Below are 15,548 nucleotides of genomic sequence, written 5' to 3' on the forward strand. Positions count from 1 at the left end.
CGTCGGTGCGGCGGTCGGCCGTCAGCCGGTGAAGAGCGGTTCGTAGGGCGAGTCCTCCGGGGTGAAGACCAGGACGTACTCCTCGTCGGTGCCGCGGCCGGTGCCCGTGGCGACCTCGCGGAGGCGGGCCAGGACCTCCGCCTCGGACGGGAGGACGAGCCCGAGCGCCGCCGCCGCGGCGTCCCGCGCGGCCGCGAGGTCGGGCAGGTCCGCGAGGTACTCGGCGGCCGCCTCGGCGCTCTCCGCCGCGGAGAAGGACCGGCAGTCGCGCCACCAGGGCACGACCAGCAGCAGTCGCAGCAGCTCCGGCAGCCCGATCGCGAGCAGGCCTGCCCGGCCTTCCGAGTCGGCGTACAGGACCGGACGCTCCTCGCCGCCGTCGCCGCAGAAGAAGAACGTGCCCCCGGCGCCGTCCCCGGCGAACCCCTCCAGCGCAGCCCCCGAGGCGAGGTGGACCTCCTCGACGTGGTCGCCGCGGTCGAGGTCGAAGTCGCCCGGCCAGGCGAGGAAGTCGGCGGCCTCGGTGTGTTCGGTGATGGCGGTGATCAGTGAGGACATGCGGGCACCCTAACCATCGGGACCGACAGCGGACCGACGGCGGACCGGTGGCGGGCGCCCCGGTCGGCGGGCGCGTCCGCCCTCTTGCCGGTGTCCGGTGCGAGCGTCAGCATGAGGGCACCGCTGTCATGTGCCGTTGGAGGGGGGATCCTGTCGATGGGTGGTGGGGATCCGGTGTGTCCGGAGTGCGGTGCGCCCCGCGTGCCGGGGCCGCCGCCGCGGCCGACGGCGGCCGGGCTGCCGCCGACCGGTGCGCTGACACCGCGCGAGCGCGCCGTACTGCACCTGCTGGGCCTCGGATACGACAACCGCTCGATAGCCTACGAACTCCATATCAGTGAACGCACCGTCAAACGGTTCGTCACCGCCATTCTGGCGAAACTGGGACTCCGGTCAAGACTGCAGGCCGGACTGCTCGCGCTGATTCTCGCGGAGTCCGCCCCCGGGCCGGCCGCCGGCTGCGATTCCTGGCCCAAAGGTCTCATGGACGGACCCCCGGAGGGCGGTGATGATGATCTGGAATCCGAGAAGGAGGGGACCATGACCTTCGACGCCCTCGCCGCCCTCCGGCAGGCTGGCAACCCGGTCGACCTGCTGACCCTGGAGCAGCGGGACGTGCTGTCCCGGCTCACCGAGGACGAGGTGGCCGTCCTCAATTCCGTGAAACAACGGCTGGACGCCGTTTCGGACGCCGAGGTGGAAGGGCATTCCTTCGTCATCAAGTTGGCGTGAGATGGCGGTGGGATTCGGGATTCTCGGCCCGCTCCGCGTGCTGGAGAACGGCCGCGAACTCGATGCGGGATCCCGGAAACAACAGATTCTCCTGGCGGCACTGCTGTCCCACGCGAATACCCGGATATCGGCCGACGCGCTCGTCGAGGCCCTCTGGGACGACGCGCCGCCGCGCACCGCCCGCAAGAACCTCCAGGTGTACGTCTCGGGGCTGCGCCGGCTGCTCGGCGCGGAACCGGGAGCCGCCCCGGAGCCGGGGAGCGGCCCGGGGCCGGCCGTGCCGGTCCTCCGGATCAGCCACCAGGCCGGCGGCTACGTCCTGCACACCACCGAGGACGGCCTCGACGCCCTGTGCTTCGAGCGGCGCGCCCGGGCCGGGGCGCTCGCCGAGGCACTGGGCCTGTGGCGCGGCCCGGCCCTGGACGGGTTCCGCGACGTCCCGCTGATCGACGCCGCCGGGCAGCGCCTGGACCGCCGCTTCCTCGGGGTGTTCGAGGACTGGCTGGACGCCGAACTCGCCGCCGGCCGTGGGGCGGAGGCGATCGAGCGCGTCACCGAGACCGCCCAGCGCCACCCGCTGCGCGAGCGGCTGCGGATGCTGCAGATGACCGCGCTGTGCCAGGCCGGCCGGCGCTCCGAGGCGCTCGCCGTCTACGACGAGCTGCGCCAACTGCTCGCCCATGAGCTCGGCCTGCCGCCCAGCCCGGCGCTGGCCCGCTGCTACCGCGCGCTGCTCTGCGACCCGGGCCCGGTCCTGCCACGCCCCGCCGCCGTCGGCCCCACGGGCCCGACGGCCCCCACGACCCCCGCCGGCCCGGCCGACCCGGGCCCGCCGCCGCACCTGCTGCCCACCGACCCGCCCGCGTTCACCGGCCGCACGGCCGCCGTGCACCGGCTGAGCGAGGTGCTCACCGGCGGCGCCGGCCGGCTCGCCGTGCTGACCGGGCCGCTCGGCGCCGGGAAGACCGCGCTCGCCGTGCACACCGCGCACCGGCTCGGCGAGCAGTTCCCGGACGGCCGCCTGTTCGTGCGGCTGCGCGGGGAGGACGGCCGCCCGCGCCCGCCGGAGGACGTGCTGCGCCGACTGCTGGCCGCCGCCGTGCCCGCTCGGCGGGGCGGAGCTCCGCCCGGCCCGGCGGCCCGGTCCGATCCGCGCTGGGCCTGGCAGCTGTGGCTGACCGGCCGGCGTGTCCTGGTGGTCGTCGACGACGCCCGGCGCGAGTCGGAGGTCCGGCCGCTGCTGCCGGAGGCCGGGCAGAGCGCGGTGGTGGTCACCGCCCGGCCCGGGCTGATCGGTCTGGAGGGCGCCCACCGGTTCTGGCTGCCGCCGTTCGCGGTGGAGGAGGCGGTGGACTTCCTCGGGCGGACGATCGGCGCGGACCGGGTGGACGCGGACCGCGACTCCGCCGCTCGGATCGTGCGCGCCGCCGGGCTGCTGCCGCTCGGGGTGCGGCTGGTCGCCGACCGCCTGGCCTTCCTGCGGCACGTGCCGCTGCACGAGTACGGCACCCGGCTGACCGGCGGCCGCGCCCTGCTGGACGAGCTGTGCGGGGCGGACCCGCTGGTGCGGGTGCGGCTGGCCGGGTCGGTGGGGGAGTTGCCGCGCGACGGGCACCGGGCGGTGCTGCGGCTCGGGCTGCTCACCCGCCCGGTGTTCACGCTCGACGAGGCCGCGGCGGTGCTGGACTGCGACCCGGGGACGGCGGCGCGGACCCTGGAGGACCTCCTGGAGGCCGGCCAGCTCACCGTCGCCGGCGCGGACGGCCCGGCGGACGGCCGCACGGGCGCCGTGCGGTTCGCGATGCCGGCGCTGCTCTACGCCTACGCCCGGGAGCGGGCCGCCCGCGCCGCCGAACGGGTGCCGGTGCGGCACCGCTGAACGGCTGCTGACCAACCGTCATACCGAAATCGAACCGCCGGCCAACCGCCGCCATACCGGTCCTCCCTACGGTGTCCCCGGGCCGGCGTAGCGGACGCCGCACAGCAGAGGGAGGACAGCATGTCCGACTCCATCAACCCGGAGCCGACCGAGGCCGAGGACGAGGACGTCGACGTCGTCGCGCACGGCATCGAGGAGGAGGACGGCCTCGTCGAGGACGTCTGCATCATCAACAACAGCTCGGCGCTCTGACGCGGTCCGTACGGACGAGGCGTCCTGACGCCTGACGCCTGAGCGGGCCGTCCGGCCCCCGGCCCGAGCCGCCGGCGGCCGGGTGGCCCGCTCGCCGCGCCGGCCACGTTCGCCCGGCACGGCCCGTCGCCCGACCCGCCCCGGAGGTCCCGTGAACATCCTGCTCTGCCCGCTCAGCGACGGCGGCTACCTCTACCCGGCGCTCGCCGCCGGGCGCGAACTGCAACGCCGCGGCCACCGGGTCTCCGTGCTCGGGCGCGCCGCCGCCGCACCGTTCGCGGCCGAGGCCGGCCTGCCGTTCGCGGCGGCGGAGGAGTTCGGCGGCGAGCGGGCCTTCGACGCGGCCCGCTGGGGCGTCACCGGACTCGGGCAGTACCGGGCCGCCGTGCGCGCCGCCCGGCAGGTCCACGCGGACCTGCTGGTCACCTCGGTGCTGTGCAACGGCGCGCTGCTCGCCGCCGAGGCGCTGGACCTCCCGGTGGTGGTGATCGGGCTCTCGATCCACCTGTGGACCTACCGCTCCGGCGGCGCCGGCGAGCCGCAGTACGGCCGCACCCGGGAGAACCGGACCCGCGAGACCCTGGCCCTGTACACCGCCACCCGCGAGCAGGCCGGTCTCGCCGGCCGCCCGGCCCGCCGCACGGCGCTCGACGACTCCCCGCTCCTCGGTGACGCCCTGCTGCTCCGCGGGCTGCCCGAACTCGAACACCCGGGCGCCGAGTTGCCGCCCCGGGTGCACCACGTCGGCCCGCTCGCCTGGGAGCCCGCCGCCGACCCGGCCGAACTCGCCGGCCTGGACGACGCGTTGGCCCGCACCGGCAAGCCCCTCGTCTACGTCCACCTCGGCCGCTTCTTCGGCGGCGGCTCCCCGTGGCCCCGCCTCAACGCCACCTTCACCGGCGGCCGTTACCAGGCCGTGGTCGAACAGGGCCGCACCGGGGACCCGCGGCCCGCACCAGGGGCCGACGTGCTGCTCGTCCGCAAGCCCTGGCTGGGGCCGCTGGTCGACCGCGCCGGCCTGGTGCTGACCGCCGGCACCTCCGCCCCCGTGCTCGGCGCCCTGCTGCGCGGGCGCCCGCTCGGCGTCACGCCCAACGGCTCCGAGCAGCCGGTGCTCGCCGGCGCCCTGCTGCGCGAAGGCGCCGCCGTCCACCTGCCGCGCGCACCGCGACCGGACCCGGCCGGACTGCTCGACGCGGCCTGGCAGGACCGGAGCCTGCGCGCCCGCGCCCGCAGCCTCGGCCACCGCCTCGCCGAGGCCGAGACCGGCAGCGCCCGGCGCGCCGCCGAACTCGTCGAGCAGACCGCCCGGCAGCCCGCAACCTCAAGGGAGAACCATGGGTACTCGACCAGCCGGCCCGGACCTCGCGGCCGTCGCGAGCCTCTCGGCGGGAGTGCGGAGCTGGATCGGTCGGCACTGCGGATATCTTGACGAGCCGTCGGGAAAGCGCGAGCTGCCGGTGACCCCCCGGGTCAAGGCGCTGCTCCAACTCGCCCTGCTGCACCGGGCCTGGGCGAAGGCCGATCCGGCGGACCCGGAGTCGGCCGGGGTCGCCGCGACCGTCGACCGGGTCTGGCGCGACCCCGGCCACCCGCCCCTGCTCACCGCCGACCCCCGCTACGCCCGGCAGTTCCAGCTGATGTACGGCGCGCTCGCCCCGGCCGGCCCCGCCGCCGACGGCCCGCACCGTGCAGCCCTCGCCGAGGCGGTGGCGGGCGACTTCCTGACGCCGCGCCGCAAGTCGCCCTATCTGCGCCTGGAGACCCGCTACTACGCCGAACTCGCCGCCGTTCCGCACCGCCTGGGCGACTACCCGGAGCTCTACCGGATCAGCCGGCTGGCCGCCCACACCGACGAGCGGCCGCTCGCCGACCTGGACGTGTGCAACGTGACCCACACCGTCTTCCACCTCGCCGACTTCGGCTTCCGCGACCCGGGCCTGGGTGCCGCCGACCTCGCGCACGCCCGCGACCGGGTCGTCCGCCTCACCGAGCGGTGCGTGCGGCGCGGCGAGTGGGACCTCACCGGCAAGCTGGTGCTCGCCCAGTACTGCCTGGGCCTCGACCCGCTGGGCACCCCGTCCGGGGCGGCCGGGCTGCGCATGCTCGCCGAGGTCCAGGCTCCCGACGGCGCCGTCCCCGGCCGCTCCGCCGCCGATCGGGCGCCCGCCGGTGCGAGCCCCGTCGCGTACTTCCGCGCGTCCTACCAGTCCACCCTGGTGGTGGCGCTGGCGACAGTGGTCCTGTTGCACCGCAGGCAGGCCGTACCGGCGCTGGGAGGTGCCCGGTGAGCCCGGCGACGACCGCCGCCGAAGGCGGTGCCCGGCTCCTCCGGGGCGAGCGAAACTGGTGGTTCCTCGGCCCCGGCGGCGGCCTCGCCCGGCTGCGCCCCGGCCAGTTGGCCGCCGACGGCACCCTGCGCCCCGGCACCGAACGCCGGCTGCGCGAACACGGCCTGCTGACCGCCCCGGCCCCGCGCAGCTACGCGCTGACCGTGCTCACCAGCACCCACTGCAACCTCGGCTGCGGCTACTGCTTCCAGAACACCGGCCAGGACGGCGACGGCGGCAGCCGCCCGCCCCGGATCGCCCGCAAACGCCTGACCTCGCGCACCATCACCGACATCCTCGACTTCGCCGACCGGCGGATGGCCGCCGCCGGCCTGGCGAAGCTTCGCATCCTGCTGTTCGGAGGCGAGCCGCTGCTCAACCCGCGCGGTTGCCTGGAGCTGCTGGAGCGGGCCGCCGGCCACGGCCTCGCCTCCGCCTGGATGATCTCCAACGCCACCCTGCTCACCCCCGCGCTCGCCGCCGGGCTCGCCGAGCGCGGACTGCGCTCCGTCCAGGTCACCTTCGACGGCGACCGCCCCGACCACGACCGGATCCGGATCCGGCGCACCGAGGGCGGCGGGACCTTCGACACCATCGTCGGCAACCTCGCCCGGGCCTCCGAGGCCTCCCCGCTGCGCTGGCTGCTGCGGGTCAACGTCTCCCGGGAGACCCACCGGGGCGTGGACGCGCTGATCGACCGGCTCGCCGTCGCGCTCGACCCGACCCGCTGCACCCTGTACTTCGCCCAGGTCGGCGACGTCGGCGTCGGCTACGGCAACGACCTGCGGCACACCCGCGACCTGTCCGACCGGTTCACCCGCTGGCAGCGCCGGGCGCTCGACCTCGGCTTCACCGTCAGCCGTCCGCAGGCCCACCGGCCGTGCGCCACCTGCGGCCACGGCGACGGCCGCTACGGCGCCGTGGTGAGCGCCGACGGCACGCTGGCCAGCTGCTGGGAGACGGCGGGCAAGCCGGACTGGGAGGTCGGCACCGTCACCGGCGGCTACCTGCCCGCCGCCCACACCCGGGACCGCTGGGTCGCCTGCGAGGACCTCTACCGGCGCGAGGAGGACCGGCGCACCCTCGCCGACTTCCACGACACGGTGGACGCCGCGCTGCTCGACTACCTGGACGAGACGGGGCGCCTGTGACCACGGCATCCGGCCTCGACGTCCGCGGCGACCTGCGGCGGCTGTCCGCCGGCACGCTCGGCTGGCTCGGCCGTCACCTCGACCACTTCGACCCGTTCGCGACCCGCCGCCCGGCGTTCGAACGCGGCTCCGGCGCGTCCGGCGGCGCGCACCGCCCGGCCAAGGCCGCGCTGGAGCTCGCCCTGCTCACCCACTGCTGGAGCCGGATCGACGACGGCGCCGATCCGCGCCGCACCGAGGCCACCGACCGGGTCCGGGCGATCTGGCACCACCCCGGCTTCCCGCGCCTGCTGGCCGCCGACCCGCGCGCCGCCGCCCAGTACCGGCTCGCCTGCGCCGCCCTCGCCCCGGCCGGGACGGACGACGCGCCCTGCCGGGCCGAACTCGCCCGGCTCACCCCGGCCGACCTCTCCCCGGCCGGGCGCTCGCCGTACCAGCGGCTGGAACTGCGCTACTACGCCGACAAGGCCGGGGTGGCGCACACCGTGGAGCCGTACGCGGACCTCGCCGAGCGCAACGTCCTCGTCGAGCTCCCCGCCACCGCCCTGGCCCGCGCGGCGCGCCGCGACCGCCGGGACGCGCGAGGCGCCGCGAGCCGCCCCGAGGAGCCGCCCGTCACCGTCCCCGAGGCGTACGCGCTCACCCACTCCAGCTTCTACCTCAGCGACTTCGCCCGCACCGGCCCCGGCCTGCCCGAGGGCGCGGTGGCCGACGCGGCCGCCCTGGTCGCCCGGCTGCTGGACCACTGCGTGCGGCACGACTGGTGGGACCTCGCCGCCGAACTCGTGATGACCCGGGTCTGCCTCGGCCTGGACGCCCCCGGCACCCCCGAGGGCGCCGCCGCCGTCGGCTGCCTGGCCCGCGCCCAGCGCCCCGACGGCTCCGTCCCCGGACGCTCCGCCGCCACCCGGGCGAGCGCCGCCGACCCGCCCGCCGGCTACTTCGCCAAGGCCTACCACACCACCCTGGTGACCGCCCTGATGACGCTGCTGCTCGGAGCGGAGGGCGCCGCATGACCACCCTCGCCCGGCTCCGGCCGACCCTGATCAGCCCCACCTACACCCGCCTCTGGTTCGGCCAGGCCGTCTCCTCGGTCGGCGACGCGGTGTTCAGCACCACGCTCGTCCTGTGGGTGGCCACCGTGCTGGCCGAGGGCAGGTCCTGGGGCCCGCAGGCGGTCAGCGGCGTCGTCCTCGCGACCAGCGCGGCCGTGATGTTCGTCGGCCCCCTCGCGGGCGTCTTCGTCGACCGCTGGGACAAGCGCGCCACCATGCTCGGCACCGAGGTGCTGCGCGGCGTCCTGGTGGCGGTGCTGACCGCCGTCTCCTTCGTGCCGGCCGAGGACCTGCCGGCCGGCGTCTGGCTCGCCCTCGTCTACGCCACCGTGCTGGCCCTCAACGCGGCGAGCCAGTTCTTCACCCCCGCCCGGTTCGCGGTCATCGCCGACCTGGTCACCGACGAGGCCGACCGCGCCCGGGCGGCCGGCCTGGCCCAGGCGACCGGGCAGACCGCCTGGATCATCGGTCCGCCGCTCGCCGCGCCGCTGCTGTTCACGGTCGGCCTGCAGTGGGCGCTGCTGTTCAACGCGCTCTCCTACCTGGTGTCCTACCTCGCCATCCGCGGGGCGGACCTGACGCCCGTCGGGTCGGCCGCCGCCACCGCGAAGCAGCGCGCACAGGCGGCCGAACGGCGCGGCCTGTTCCAGGACTTCACCGCCGGACTGCGCTTCTTCGCCCGCAACCGCTTCCTGGTCGCGCTGCTGCTGCTCACCGTGATCGGCCAGCTCGGCACCGGGGCGCTCAGCACCCTCAACGTCTTCTTCGCCACCCGCAACCTGCACGCCTCCGCCGAGCTGTACGGCTACCTGGGCATGGCGATGGGCATCGGCGGGATCGCCGGCGCGCTCGCCGCCGGCCGCGTCGTGCAGTGGATCGGCGCGCGGCGCACCACCTGGATCGGGCTGATGGCCAGCGGCGTCCTGCTGGTGCTGTACTCGCGGCAGACCGCGTTCCCGGGCGCGGTGGCGCTGCTGTTCGTCTTCATCGTGCCGATCACCATGCTGAACACCGCCATGGCGCCGCTGCTGCTGGCCGCCACCCCGCAGGAGTTCCGGGGCCGGGTGGTCGCCGTGTTCTACCCGGTCACCAGGCTGGCGGCGATGCTGACGGCGGTGCTCTCCGGCTGGCTCGTCGGCAGCGGGCTGCGGGGCTTCTCGGGTTCGCTGGCCGGGCTGAGGTTCGGGCCGATCGACACCGTCTTCGCGGTGGCCGGGCTGCTCGTGGTGCTCGCCGGCGTCTACGCGCGGCTCGCGCTGCCGGCCCCGGCCCCGGCGCCGGCTGCGAAGCCCGCCGCGGACACGGCCGAGCCGGCCGAACCGGCCGAACCGACGCTGGAGGGCCGGCCGTGAGCTGCGCCGCGTGCGGACGCCGCACCGCCGAGGCGGACCGGTTCTGCGCCGGCTGCGGCGCACCCCTCGCGGCCGCCGCCGAACCGCCGCCCGAGCCGCGCGAGTCCCGCCGCAAGGTGTCCATGCTCTTCCTCGACATCGTCGGCTCCACCACGCTCGCCGAACGCCTGGACCCCGAACCGTTGCGCCGCGTCATGGACCGCTACTTCGCCAGCTGCGGCGCCTGCATCGCCGAACACGGCGGCGTGGTCGAGAAGTTCATCGGGGACGCGATCCTCGCCGCGTTCGGCGCCACCGTCGCGCACGAGGACGACGCGCTGCGCGCCGTGCGCGCCGCCACCGACGCGCTCGCCGCGCTGGCCGCACTGACCGCCGAACTCGCCGCCGAGTACCAGGTACGGCTGGAGGCCCGGGCCGGCATCTGCACCGGCAACGTCGTGGTGATCACCCGGCCCGGCGACGACTTCCGGGTCGTCGGCGACTCCGTCAACACCGCCGCCCGGCTCCAGACGGCCGCCCGGCCGGGCGAGGTGCTGGTCTGCGCGGACACCGCCGCCATGGTGCGCGCACGGGTCGGCACCGAACCCGTCGAACCGCTGGAGCTGAAGGGCAAGTCCCGCCCGGTGCCCGCCTGGCGGATCACCGCCCCCGAGGCGGCGGCCGACCGGCCGGGCCCGCTCACCCCGTTCATCGGCCGCACCGGGGAGCTGGCACGGCTCGCCGACGGCTACCGGCGGGCCCGCGAGGGGCGGCGGGTCTGCCTCGCCACCGTCGTCGGCGCACCCGGCATCGGCAAGTCGCGGCTGGTCCGCGAGTTCCTGGCCGGACTGCCGGACGGCGAGGCCGTGGTGCTGTCCGGCCGCTGCTCCGCCTACGGCCGGGGCATCACCTACCGGCCGCTCGCCGAGATGCTCGGCTCGCTGCCCGGCGGCCGGCCCGCCCTGGACCGCCTGCTGGCGGGGGAGGACGGCGGGCAGGACGGCAACCAGGACGGCGAGGGCGCCCGGACCCGGCGGCTGGTCGCCCGTACCCTGGCCACCGTCGCCGAGTCGGCCCCCGCCCTCGCCGCCGTCCCCGTCCTCGCCGTCACGTCCGCCGCTGCTCCCGCTCCGGCCCCCGAGCCGGTCGGCGTCGCGGACATCGCCTGGGCCGTGCGCCACCTCCTCGCGCTGCTCGGCCGCCACCGCCCGGTGGTCCTGGTCTGGGAGGACCTGCACTGGGCCGAGTCGACCCTGCTCGACCTCGTCGAGGAGATCGCCGGCCGGCTGCGCGACGTCCCCGTGCTGCTGCTCTGCCTCGCCCGCCCCGAGCTGTTCGAGCTGCGCCCGGGCTGGTCCGCCGGTACGCCGTGCGCCCTCACCGTCGACCTCGGGCCGATGACGGGGGAGCAGACCGCCGCCCTGGTCGGCGGCCTTGCCCTGCGCGGCGACGTCCACGCCCAGGAGGACCGCGTCCACGACCACCGGGAGCTGACCGGCCGGGTCATCGCGCTGTGCGACGGCAACCCGCTCTTCGCCGAGCAGCTGATGGACGTCCTCGCCGAGACCGCCCCCGGCACCCAGGTGCCGCCCACCGTGCAAGCCCTGCTCGGCGCCCGGCTCGACCGGCTCCCCGCCACCGAACGCGGCCTGCTGGAGCTCGCCGCCGTCGTCGGGCGCGAATTCACCCGCACCCAGCTGCGCGCGATGGCCGAGGCCGACGGCACCGCCCCGCCCGCCGCCGACGCGGCGACCGCCCGGCTCGCCCGCCGCCGGGTCTTCGAACCCGGACCGGCCGGCACCTACCGCTTCGCCCAGGCCCTGCTGCGCGACACCGCCTACGAGTTCACCCCGAAGACCCGCCGCGAGCGCTGGCACGACTTCCTCGCCGACCGGCTCTCCCACGAGCGTCCGCCCGACCCGCTGGCCGTCGCCTACCACGTCGAGGCCACCAGCCTGCTGCGCCGCCAACTGCGCCCCGGCGACCCGCGGCCGCCCGCCCTGGCCGGTCCGGCGGCCGGCACCCTGATCGCCGAGGGCATGCGGGCGCTGGCCCGCAAGGACCTCCCCGCCGCCGTCCAACTCCTGGAACGCGGAAGGGCGTTGCTGCCCGCCGGCGATCCGGCGCACACCGCCCTCGCGCTGCACGTCTGCGACGCCGGGATCTGGCTGCAGGACGAGGCCCGCTGCCGCGCCGCGCTCGCCGCCGCCGAGGCCGCGCTGCCCGAGGACCCGCGCGCCGCGGCCACCCGGGCGATCCAGCACGGCATCGTCGCCCTGCGGCTGGGCCTCGCCGCACCCGCCGACGTCGCCGCCGACGCGCGGCGCCTCACCGAGCGGCTGGAGCGCGACCCGGGCGACGACCTCAGCTGGTGCCGGCTGCACCAGCTGCACGCCCACCTCGAACTCGCCGCCGAGCGCACCGCCTCCGCCGAGCGCTCCTTCCGCCTCGCGCTGGCCCGCGCCCGGGCCCTGGCCGACGGCTACGAGGAGGACCGGCTGCTGTGCGCGGTCTGCGAGTTGACGCAGTGGACGCCCACCCCGGTGGCCGCCGCGCTGGAGCTGTGCGCACTGCTCGGCCGGCGCTTCGCCACCAACCGCTCGCTGCTGATCCCGGTGCTCGTCGCCCGCGCCCACCTGGAGGCCCTGGGCGGCGACGTGACGGGCGCACGGCGCACCCTCGCCGAGGCGCTCGGCTACTCCCACGACGTGCACGCCGACCTCGCGGACGCGGTGCTGCTGGACGCCGCGGGTTTCGTCGAGTCGCTGGCCGGCGCCCATGACGTCGCCGAGGCCCGCTACCGGCAGAGCCTCGGCGTGCTGCGCGCCGCCGAGCACACCCCGGACACCCGGACCACCGAGGTCGCCATCGCCCGCGAGCTGTTCGCCCAGGGCCGTACGGACGCCGCAGCCGCGGCCCTGGACCTGATCGACCCGGCCCCGGACCTGACCCGCGGCGCGGACGGTGGCGCGACCGACGGCGCGGACGGCGGCAACCCGCGCGCCCGGCTGGGCGCCGTCGCCCTGCGCGGCCGGATCGCCTCCGCCCGGGGCCACCACCCCGAGGCGCTGGCCGCGGCCGAGGCGGCGCGGGCGCTGAGCGCGGGCTCCGACGACCCCTGCCTGATCGGGGAGACCCTCCTCGACCGGGCGATCGTGCTCCGGGCGGCCGGCCGGGCCGGGCGGGCGACGGCGGAAGGGACCGAGGCGTTGCGGATGTTCGAGGCCAAGGGCGCCACCCTGCCCGCCGGACGGGTCCGGGCCTGGCTCGCCGCCGGGGCGGCCGGCCCGGTGCGGCGGACGGACGGGGGCGACGGCCGATGACCGCCCTCCACCTGCCGCCCTGGCGCCGCCCCGCCCGCGACCACTTCCCGGGTGTGCCCGCCTGGAGCCTGCCCGTCTCGACCGCGCCGCAGGAGCCCTTCGACGTCAGCCCGCTCGGCGGCCGGATCACCCGGGAGTGGGCCTGGGGCGGCGCGGACGGATCCGGGGTGCGGGTCTGCGTCCTCGACAGCGGCATCGACGCCGCGCACCCGCTGGTCGGCGGCCTGGAGCGGGCGATGGACGTGGTCCGGGCCGAGGACGGCACCCTGGCCGTCGTCGCCACCGAGCCCGCCGACACCGCCGGCCACGGCACCGCCTGCGCCGGCGTCATCCGCTCCATCGCCCCCGGTGTCGCGCTCACCTCGGTGCGCGTCCTGTCCGGCGGCCGGCACGGCAGCGGCGCCGCCCTGCTCGCCGGGCTGACCTGGGCGATCGAGGAGGGCTACGACGTCATCAACCTGAGCCTGTCCACCACCAAGGCCGAGTTCTGCGGCGCCCTGCGCGACCTCACCGACTCCGCCTACTTCCGCCGCTGCGTCATCGTCGCCTCCGCGCACAACATGCCGGTGCGCAGCTACCCGTGGCCGTTCGCCTCGGTCATCTCGGTGGCCAGCCACGACAGCCCCAACCCGATGACCTACTACTACAACCCGTCACCGCCGGTGGAGTTCTACGCCCGCGGCGTGCGCGTCCCGGTGGCCGGCCCCGGCGGCCGGCAGCTGCTCAGCACCGGGAACAGCTTCGCGACGCCGCACATCGCGGGCATCTGCGCGCTCATTCTCGGCAAGCACCGCTCGCTCACCCCCTTCCAGCTCAAGTCCGTCCTCTACCTGGCCGCCGAGAACGTAGCCGTACCCGATGGAGGTGCGCGTGTCGACTGACCCGTTGGAGAGTGCCGAGACCCACCGGCGCAGACTGCTCCAGTCGATCGTGGAGGTCGCGCGCAGCGTGTTCGGCGCCGCCGCAGCCTCCGTCCTGCTGGTGGACGAGAGCGACGGCGACCTCGTCTTCGCGGCGGTCGCGGGGGAGGGCGAGCACCATCTGCTGGGCAGCCGCTTCCCGGCCGGCACCGGCATCGCCGGCTGGGCGCTGATGACGGGCCAGCCGGTGATGGTGGACGACGTGGCGCAGAGCCCGCAGTTCGCCCGCTCGGCCGCCGAGTCCACCGGCTACGTGCCGCGCGGCATCATGGCGGCGCCGCTGATCTGCGACGGAGACTGCGTCGGCGTGCTGTCGGTGCTGGACCGCGACAGCCGGCCTCGCTGTGACCTCGGCGACATGGCCTCGCTCGGGCTGCTGGCCACCGAGATGGCGACGGTGCTGGAACTCCTGTCGGCACCCGGCTCGGCCGCGGGCCCGGCCGTCCCGGCGCCGGTGACCGCGAAGCCGCCGGCCTTCGACCTGGCGGTGCTGCAGCGCGTCGCCGACCGTCTGCCGACCGCTCCCGGCCAGGTGGCCGCGACCGTCGTCAAGCTGCTGGCGATGGCCGACGACCTGCTCGCCACCTCCGACGCCGATGCCTGAAGCTTCCCCCTTCCTCGCCCAACTCGACGACCCGGGCCGGGTGTTCGACGTGAGCCCGGCGCCGGAGCGGTGCGTGCTGCTGCTCAGCCGCGCCTGTGACACCGACCTCGACCCGGTCGAGCGGCTGCTCATCGGCGCCGGGATCCGCACCGTCCGCCTGAACGCCGAGGAGCTCGCCGCCACCTCGCTGACGGTCGGGCCCGACGACCGCGCGGTGCGCCTGAACGGGCGCCCGCTGACACCCACCGTCACCTGGATCCGCCACTTCGCCGCGTCCGCGCTGGCGGCCGGCGACGACCGCGCTCCCGACTCCGCCCGCACCGCCTTCCTGCGCGACTCCTGGCAGGCGGCCGCCGGGCAGCTGGCGGAACTCTCCGGCACGGCGATCCGCCCCGAGCGCCCCGGCGTGCTCTCCCAGCTCCGGCTCGCCCGGCGGCACGGCGTCGCCGCCCCGCGCACCGTGCTGACCACCGATCCGCACCTGGTCGGCGACGCCTTCGACGGGCCGCGGGTGGTGGTCAAGGCGGTCCACCAGCACTTCGTCGAGCCGGTGCCGGGCCGCCTGCACGGCGTCTTCCCCACCGTCCTGGAGCGGGCGGACCTCGCCGCCGGTCGCGGGGACGGCCCGCGCCCCGGACCGCCGGTGCTGGTCCAGGAGTACGTCGAGCACCAGGCGGAGCTGCGGGTGTACTTCGTCGCCGGGCGGCTGTACGCCTTCGAACTCGGCAAGGCGGACCCCGCCGATCCGTGGACCGCCCCGGAGCGGCTCGACGTCCGTCTCCTGCCGTCGCCCCCGGCGCGGGTCGCCGCCGCGACCCGCACCCTGGCCGCGGCGATGGAGCTGCGGTACGGGGCCTTCGACTTCCTGCTCAGCGCCGGCACTCCGGTCTTCCTGGAGGTCAACCCCGACGGCGACTGGCGCTGGGCCGAGCGCGGCACCCGCGGCACCCCGGTCACGGCCGCCCTCGCCGCGATGCTCGCCGCACTCCACCGCACGGCGGCCCGGGACGCACCCGGTCACCGGGCGTAGCGCCCGTCACGGGCCGTAGTGCCCATCACCGGTCGTAGTGCCCGTCACCGGTCGTAGCGTCCGCCACGGGCCGTAGCGTGCCGCCGATGGCGGGTGTGGACGGCGGCCGACGGGGTAGCCGCGCGCTGGAACGCAGCCGAGGACCGGAGAGGAACGACCCGCCGTGGGAACGCCGCCGAACGACCCCGTGCCGCCCAGCCCCACCCCGCCCCCAGGACCGGGACCGGCGCCCGGCCCCGGACCGCTGCCCGGGCCGGTGCCCGGCCCCGGCGGGCCGGATCCCGTGCCGCCCGGCCCGCCGCCGGTGCTGCCCGATCCGCCGCCCCCGCCCGCACCCCGCCCGGTGCCGGGACCGCACCCGGGACCGCTGCCCGGCCCCGGAC

The 15,548-nt window shown here is 76.6% G+C and carries 13 protein-coding genes; 12 read left to right on the forward strand and 1 reads right to left on the reverse strand.

Annotated elements, in window-relative coordinates; all coding sequences use genetic code 11:
* Positions 1-21: 21 nt before the first annotated feature.
* Entirely contained in the window at positions 22-558 is a 537-nt protein-coding gene (locus tag ACFVVU_RS00750; protein WP_387787322.1) for a hypothetical protein, read from the reverse strand.
* Between the two features lie 201 nt (positions 559-759).
* Between ACFVVU_RS00750 and ACFVVU_RS00755 the strand changes: the two genes are divergently transcribed.
* The 12 genes from ACFVVU_RS00755 (at position 760) to ACFVVU_RS00810 (ending at position 15,165) form a co-directional block, all read left to right on the forward strand.
* Positions 760-1,290 (forward strand): helix-turn-helix transcriptional regulator, encoded by a 531-nt coding sequence (locus tag ACFVVU_RS00755; protein WP_380683110.1) that lies wholly within the window; start codon positions 760-762, stop codon positions 1,288-1,290.
* A gap of 1 nt (position 1,291) precedes the next feature.
* Positions 1,292-3,169, forward strand: a complete 1,878-nt coding sequence (locus ACFVVU_RS00760; protein ID WP_387787325.1) for a BTAD domain-containing putative transcriptional regulator — start codon at positions 1,292-1,294, stop codon at positions 3,167-3,169.
* A 120-nt stretch (positions 3,170-3,289) separates the two neighbouring features.
* Positions 3,290-3,421, forward strand: a complete 132-nt coding sequence (locus ACFVVU_RS00765) for a hypothetical protein (RefSeq protein WP_355374817.1) — start codon at positions 3,290-3,292, stop codon at positions 3,419-3,421.
* 151 nt (positions 3,422-3,572) lie between these two features.
* Complete coding sequence (locus tag ACFVVU_RS00770) at positions 3,573-4,853, forward strand: glycosyltransferase (protein WP_387787327.1); 1,281 nt, start codon at positions 3,573-3,575, stop codon at positions 4,851-4,853.
* Positions 4,759-5,712 (forward strand): DUF6895 family protein, encoded by a 954-nt coding sequence (locus ACFVVU_RS00775; protein ID WP_387787329.1) that lies wholly within the window; start codon positions 4,759-4,761, stop codon positions 5,710-5,712. Before ACFVVU_RS00770 ends, ACFVVU_RS00775 begins: the two co-directional genes overlap by 95 nt.
* Positions 5,709-6,902: a radical SAM protein gene (locus ACFVVU_RS00780; RefSeq protein ID WP_387787331.1), complete on the forward strand. Its 1,194-nt coding sequence runs from the start codon at positions 5,709-5,711 to the stop codon at positions 6,900-6,902. Before ACFVVU_RS00775 ends, ACFVVU_RS00780 begins: the two co-directional genes overlap by 4 nt.
* Positions 6,899-7,918, forward strand: a complete 1,020-nt coding sequence (locus tag ACFVVU_RS00785; protein WP_380683115.1) for a DUF6895 family protein — start codon at positions 6,899-6,901, stop codon at positions 7,916-7,918. The genes ACFVVU_RS00780 and ACFVVU_RS00785 overlap by 4 nt, the downstream gene beginning before the upstream one ends.
* Entirely contained in the window at positions 7,915-9,309 is a 1,395-nt protein-coding gene (locus ACFVVU_RS00790) for an MFS transporter (RefSeq protein ID WP_387787334.1), read from the forward strand. Before ACFVVU_RS00785 ends, ACFVVU_RS00790 begins: the two co-directional genes overlap by 4 nt.
* Complete coding sequence (locus ACFVVU_RS00795) at positions 9,306-12,611, forward strand: AAA family ATPase (RefSeq protein ID WP_387787337.1); 3,306 nt, start codon at positions 9,306-9,308, stop codon at positions 12,609-12,611. Before ACFVVU_RS00790 ends, ACFVVU_RS00795 begins: the two co-directional genes overlap by 4 nt.
* Positions 12,608-13,492, forward strand: a complete 885-nt coding sequence (locus ACFVVU_RS00800; RefSeq protein WP_387787339.1) for a S8 family serine peptidase — start codon at positions 12,608-12,610, stop codon at positions 13,490-13,492. The genes ACFVVU_RS00795 and ACFVVU_RS00800 overlap by 4 nt, the downstream gene beginning before the upstream one ends.
* The gene (locus tag ACFVVU_RS00805) at positions 13,482-14,135 is read left to right on the forward strand and encodes a GAF domain-containing protein (protein WP_387787341.1); all 654 of its coding nucleotides are present in this window, start codon (positions 13,482-13,484) and stop codon (positions 14,133-14,135) included. Before ACFVVU_RS00800 ends, ACFVVU_RS00805 begins: the two co-directional genes overlap by 11 nt.
* Complete coding sequence (locus tag ACFVVU_RS00810; RefSeq protein ID WP_387787344.1) at positions 14,128-15,165, forward strand: hypothetical protein; 1,038 nt, start codon at positions 14,128-14,130, stop codon at positions 15,163-15,165. Before ACFVVU_RS00805 ends, ACFVVU_RS00810 begins: the two co-directional genes overlap by 8 nt.
* Positions 15,166-15,548: the final 383 nt, after the last annotated feature.

The sequence above is a fragment of the Kitasatospora sp. NPDC057965 genome (assembly GCF_042887135.1).
In the GTDB taxonomy this organism is placed as follows: Bacteria; Actinomycetota; Actinomycetes; order Streptomycetales; family Streptomycetaceae; genus Kitasatospora.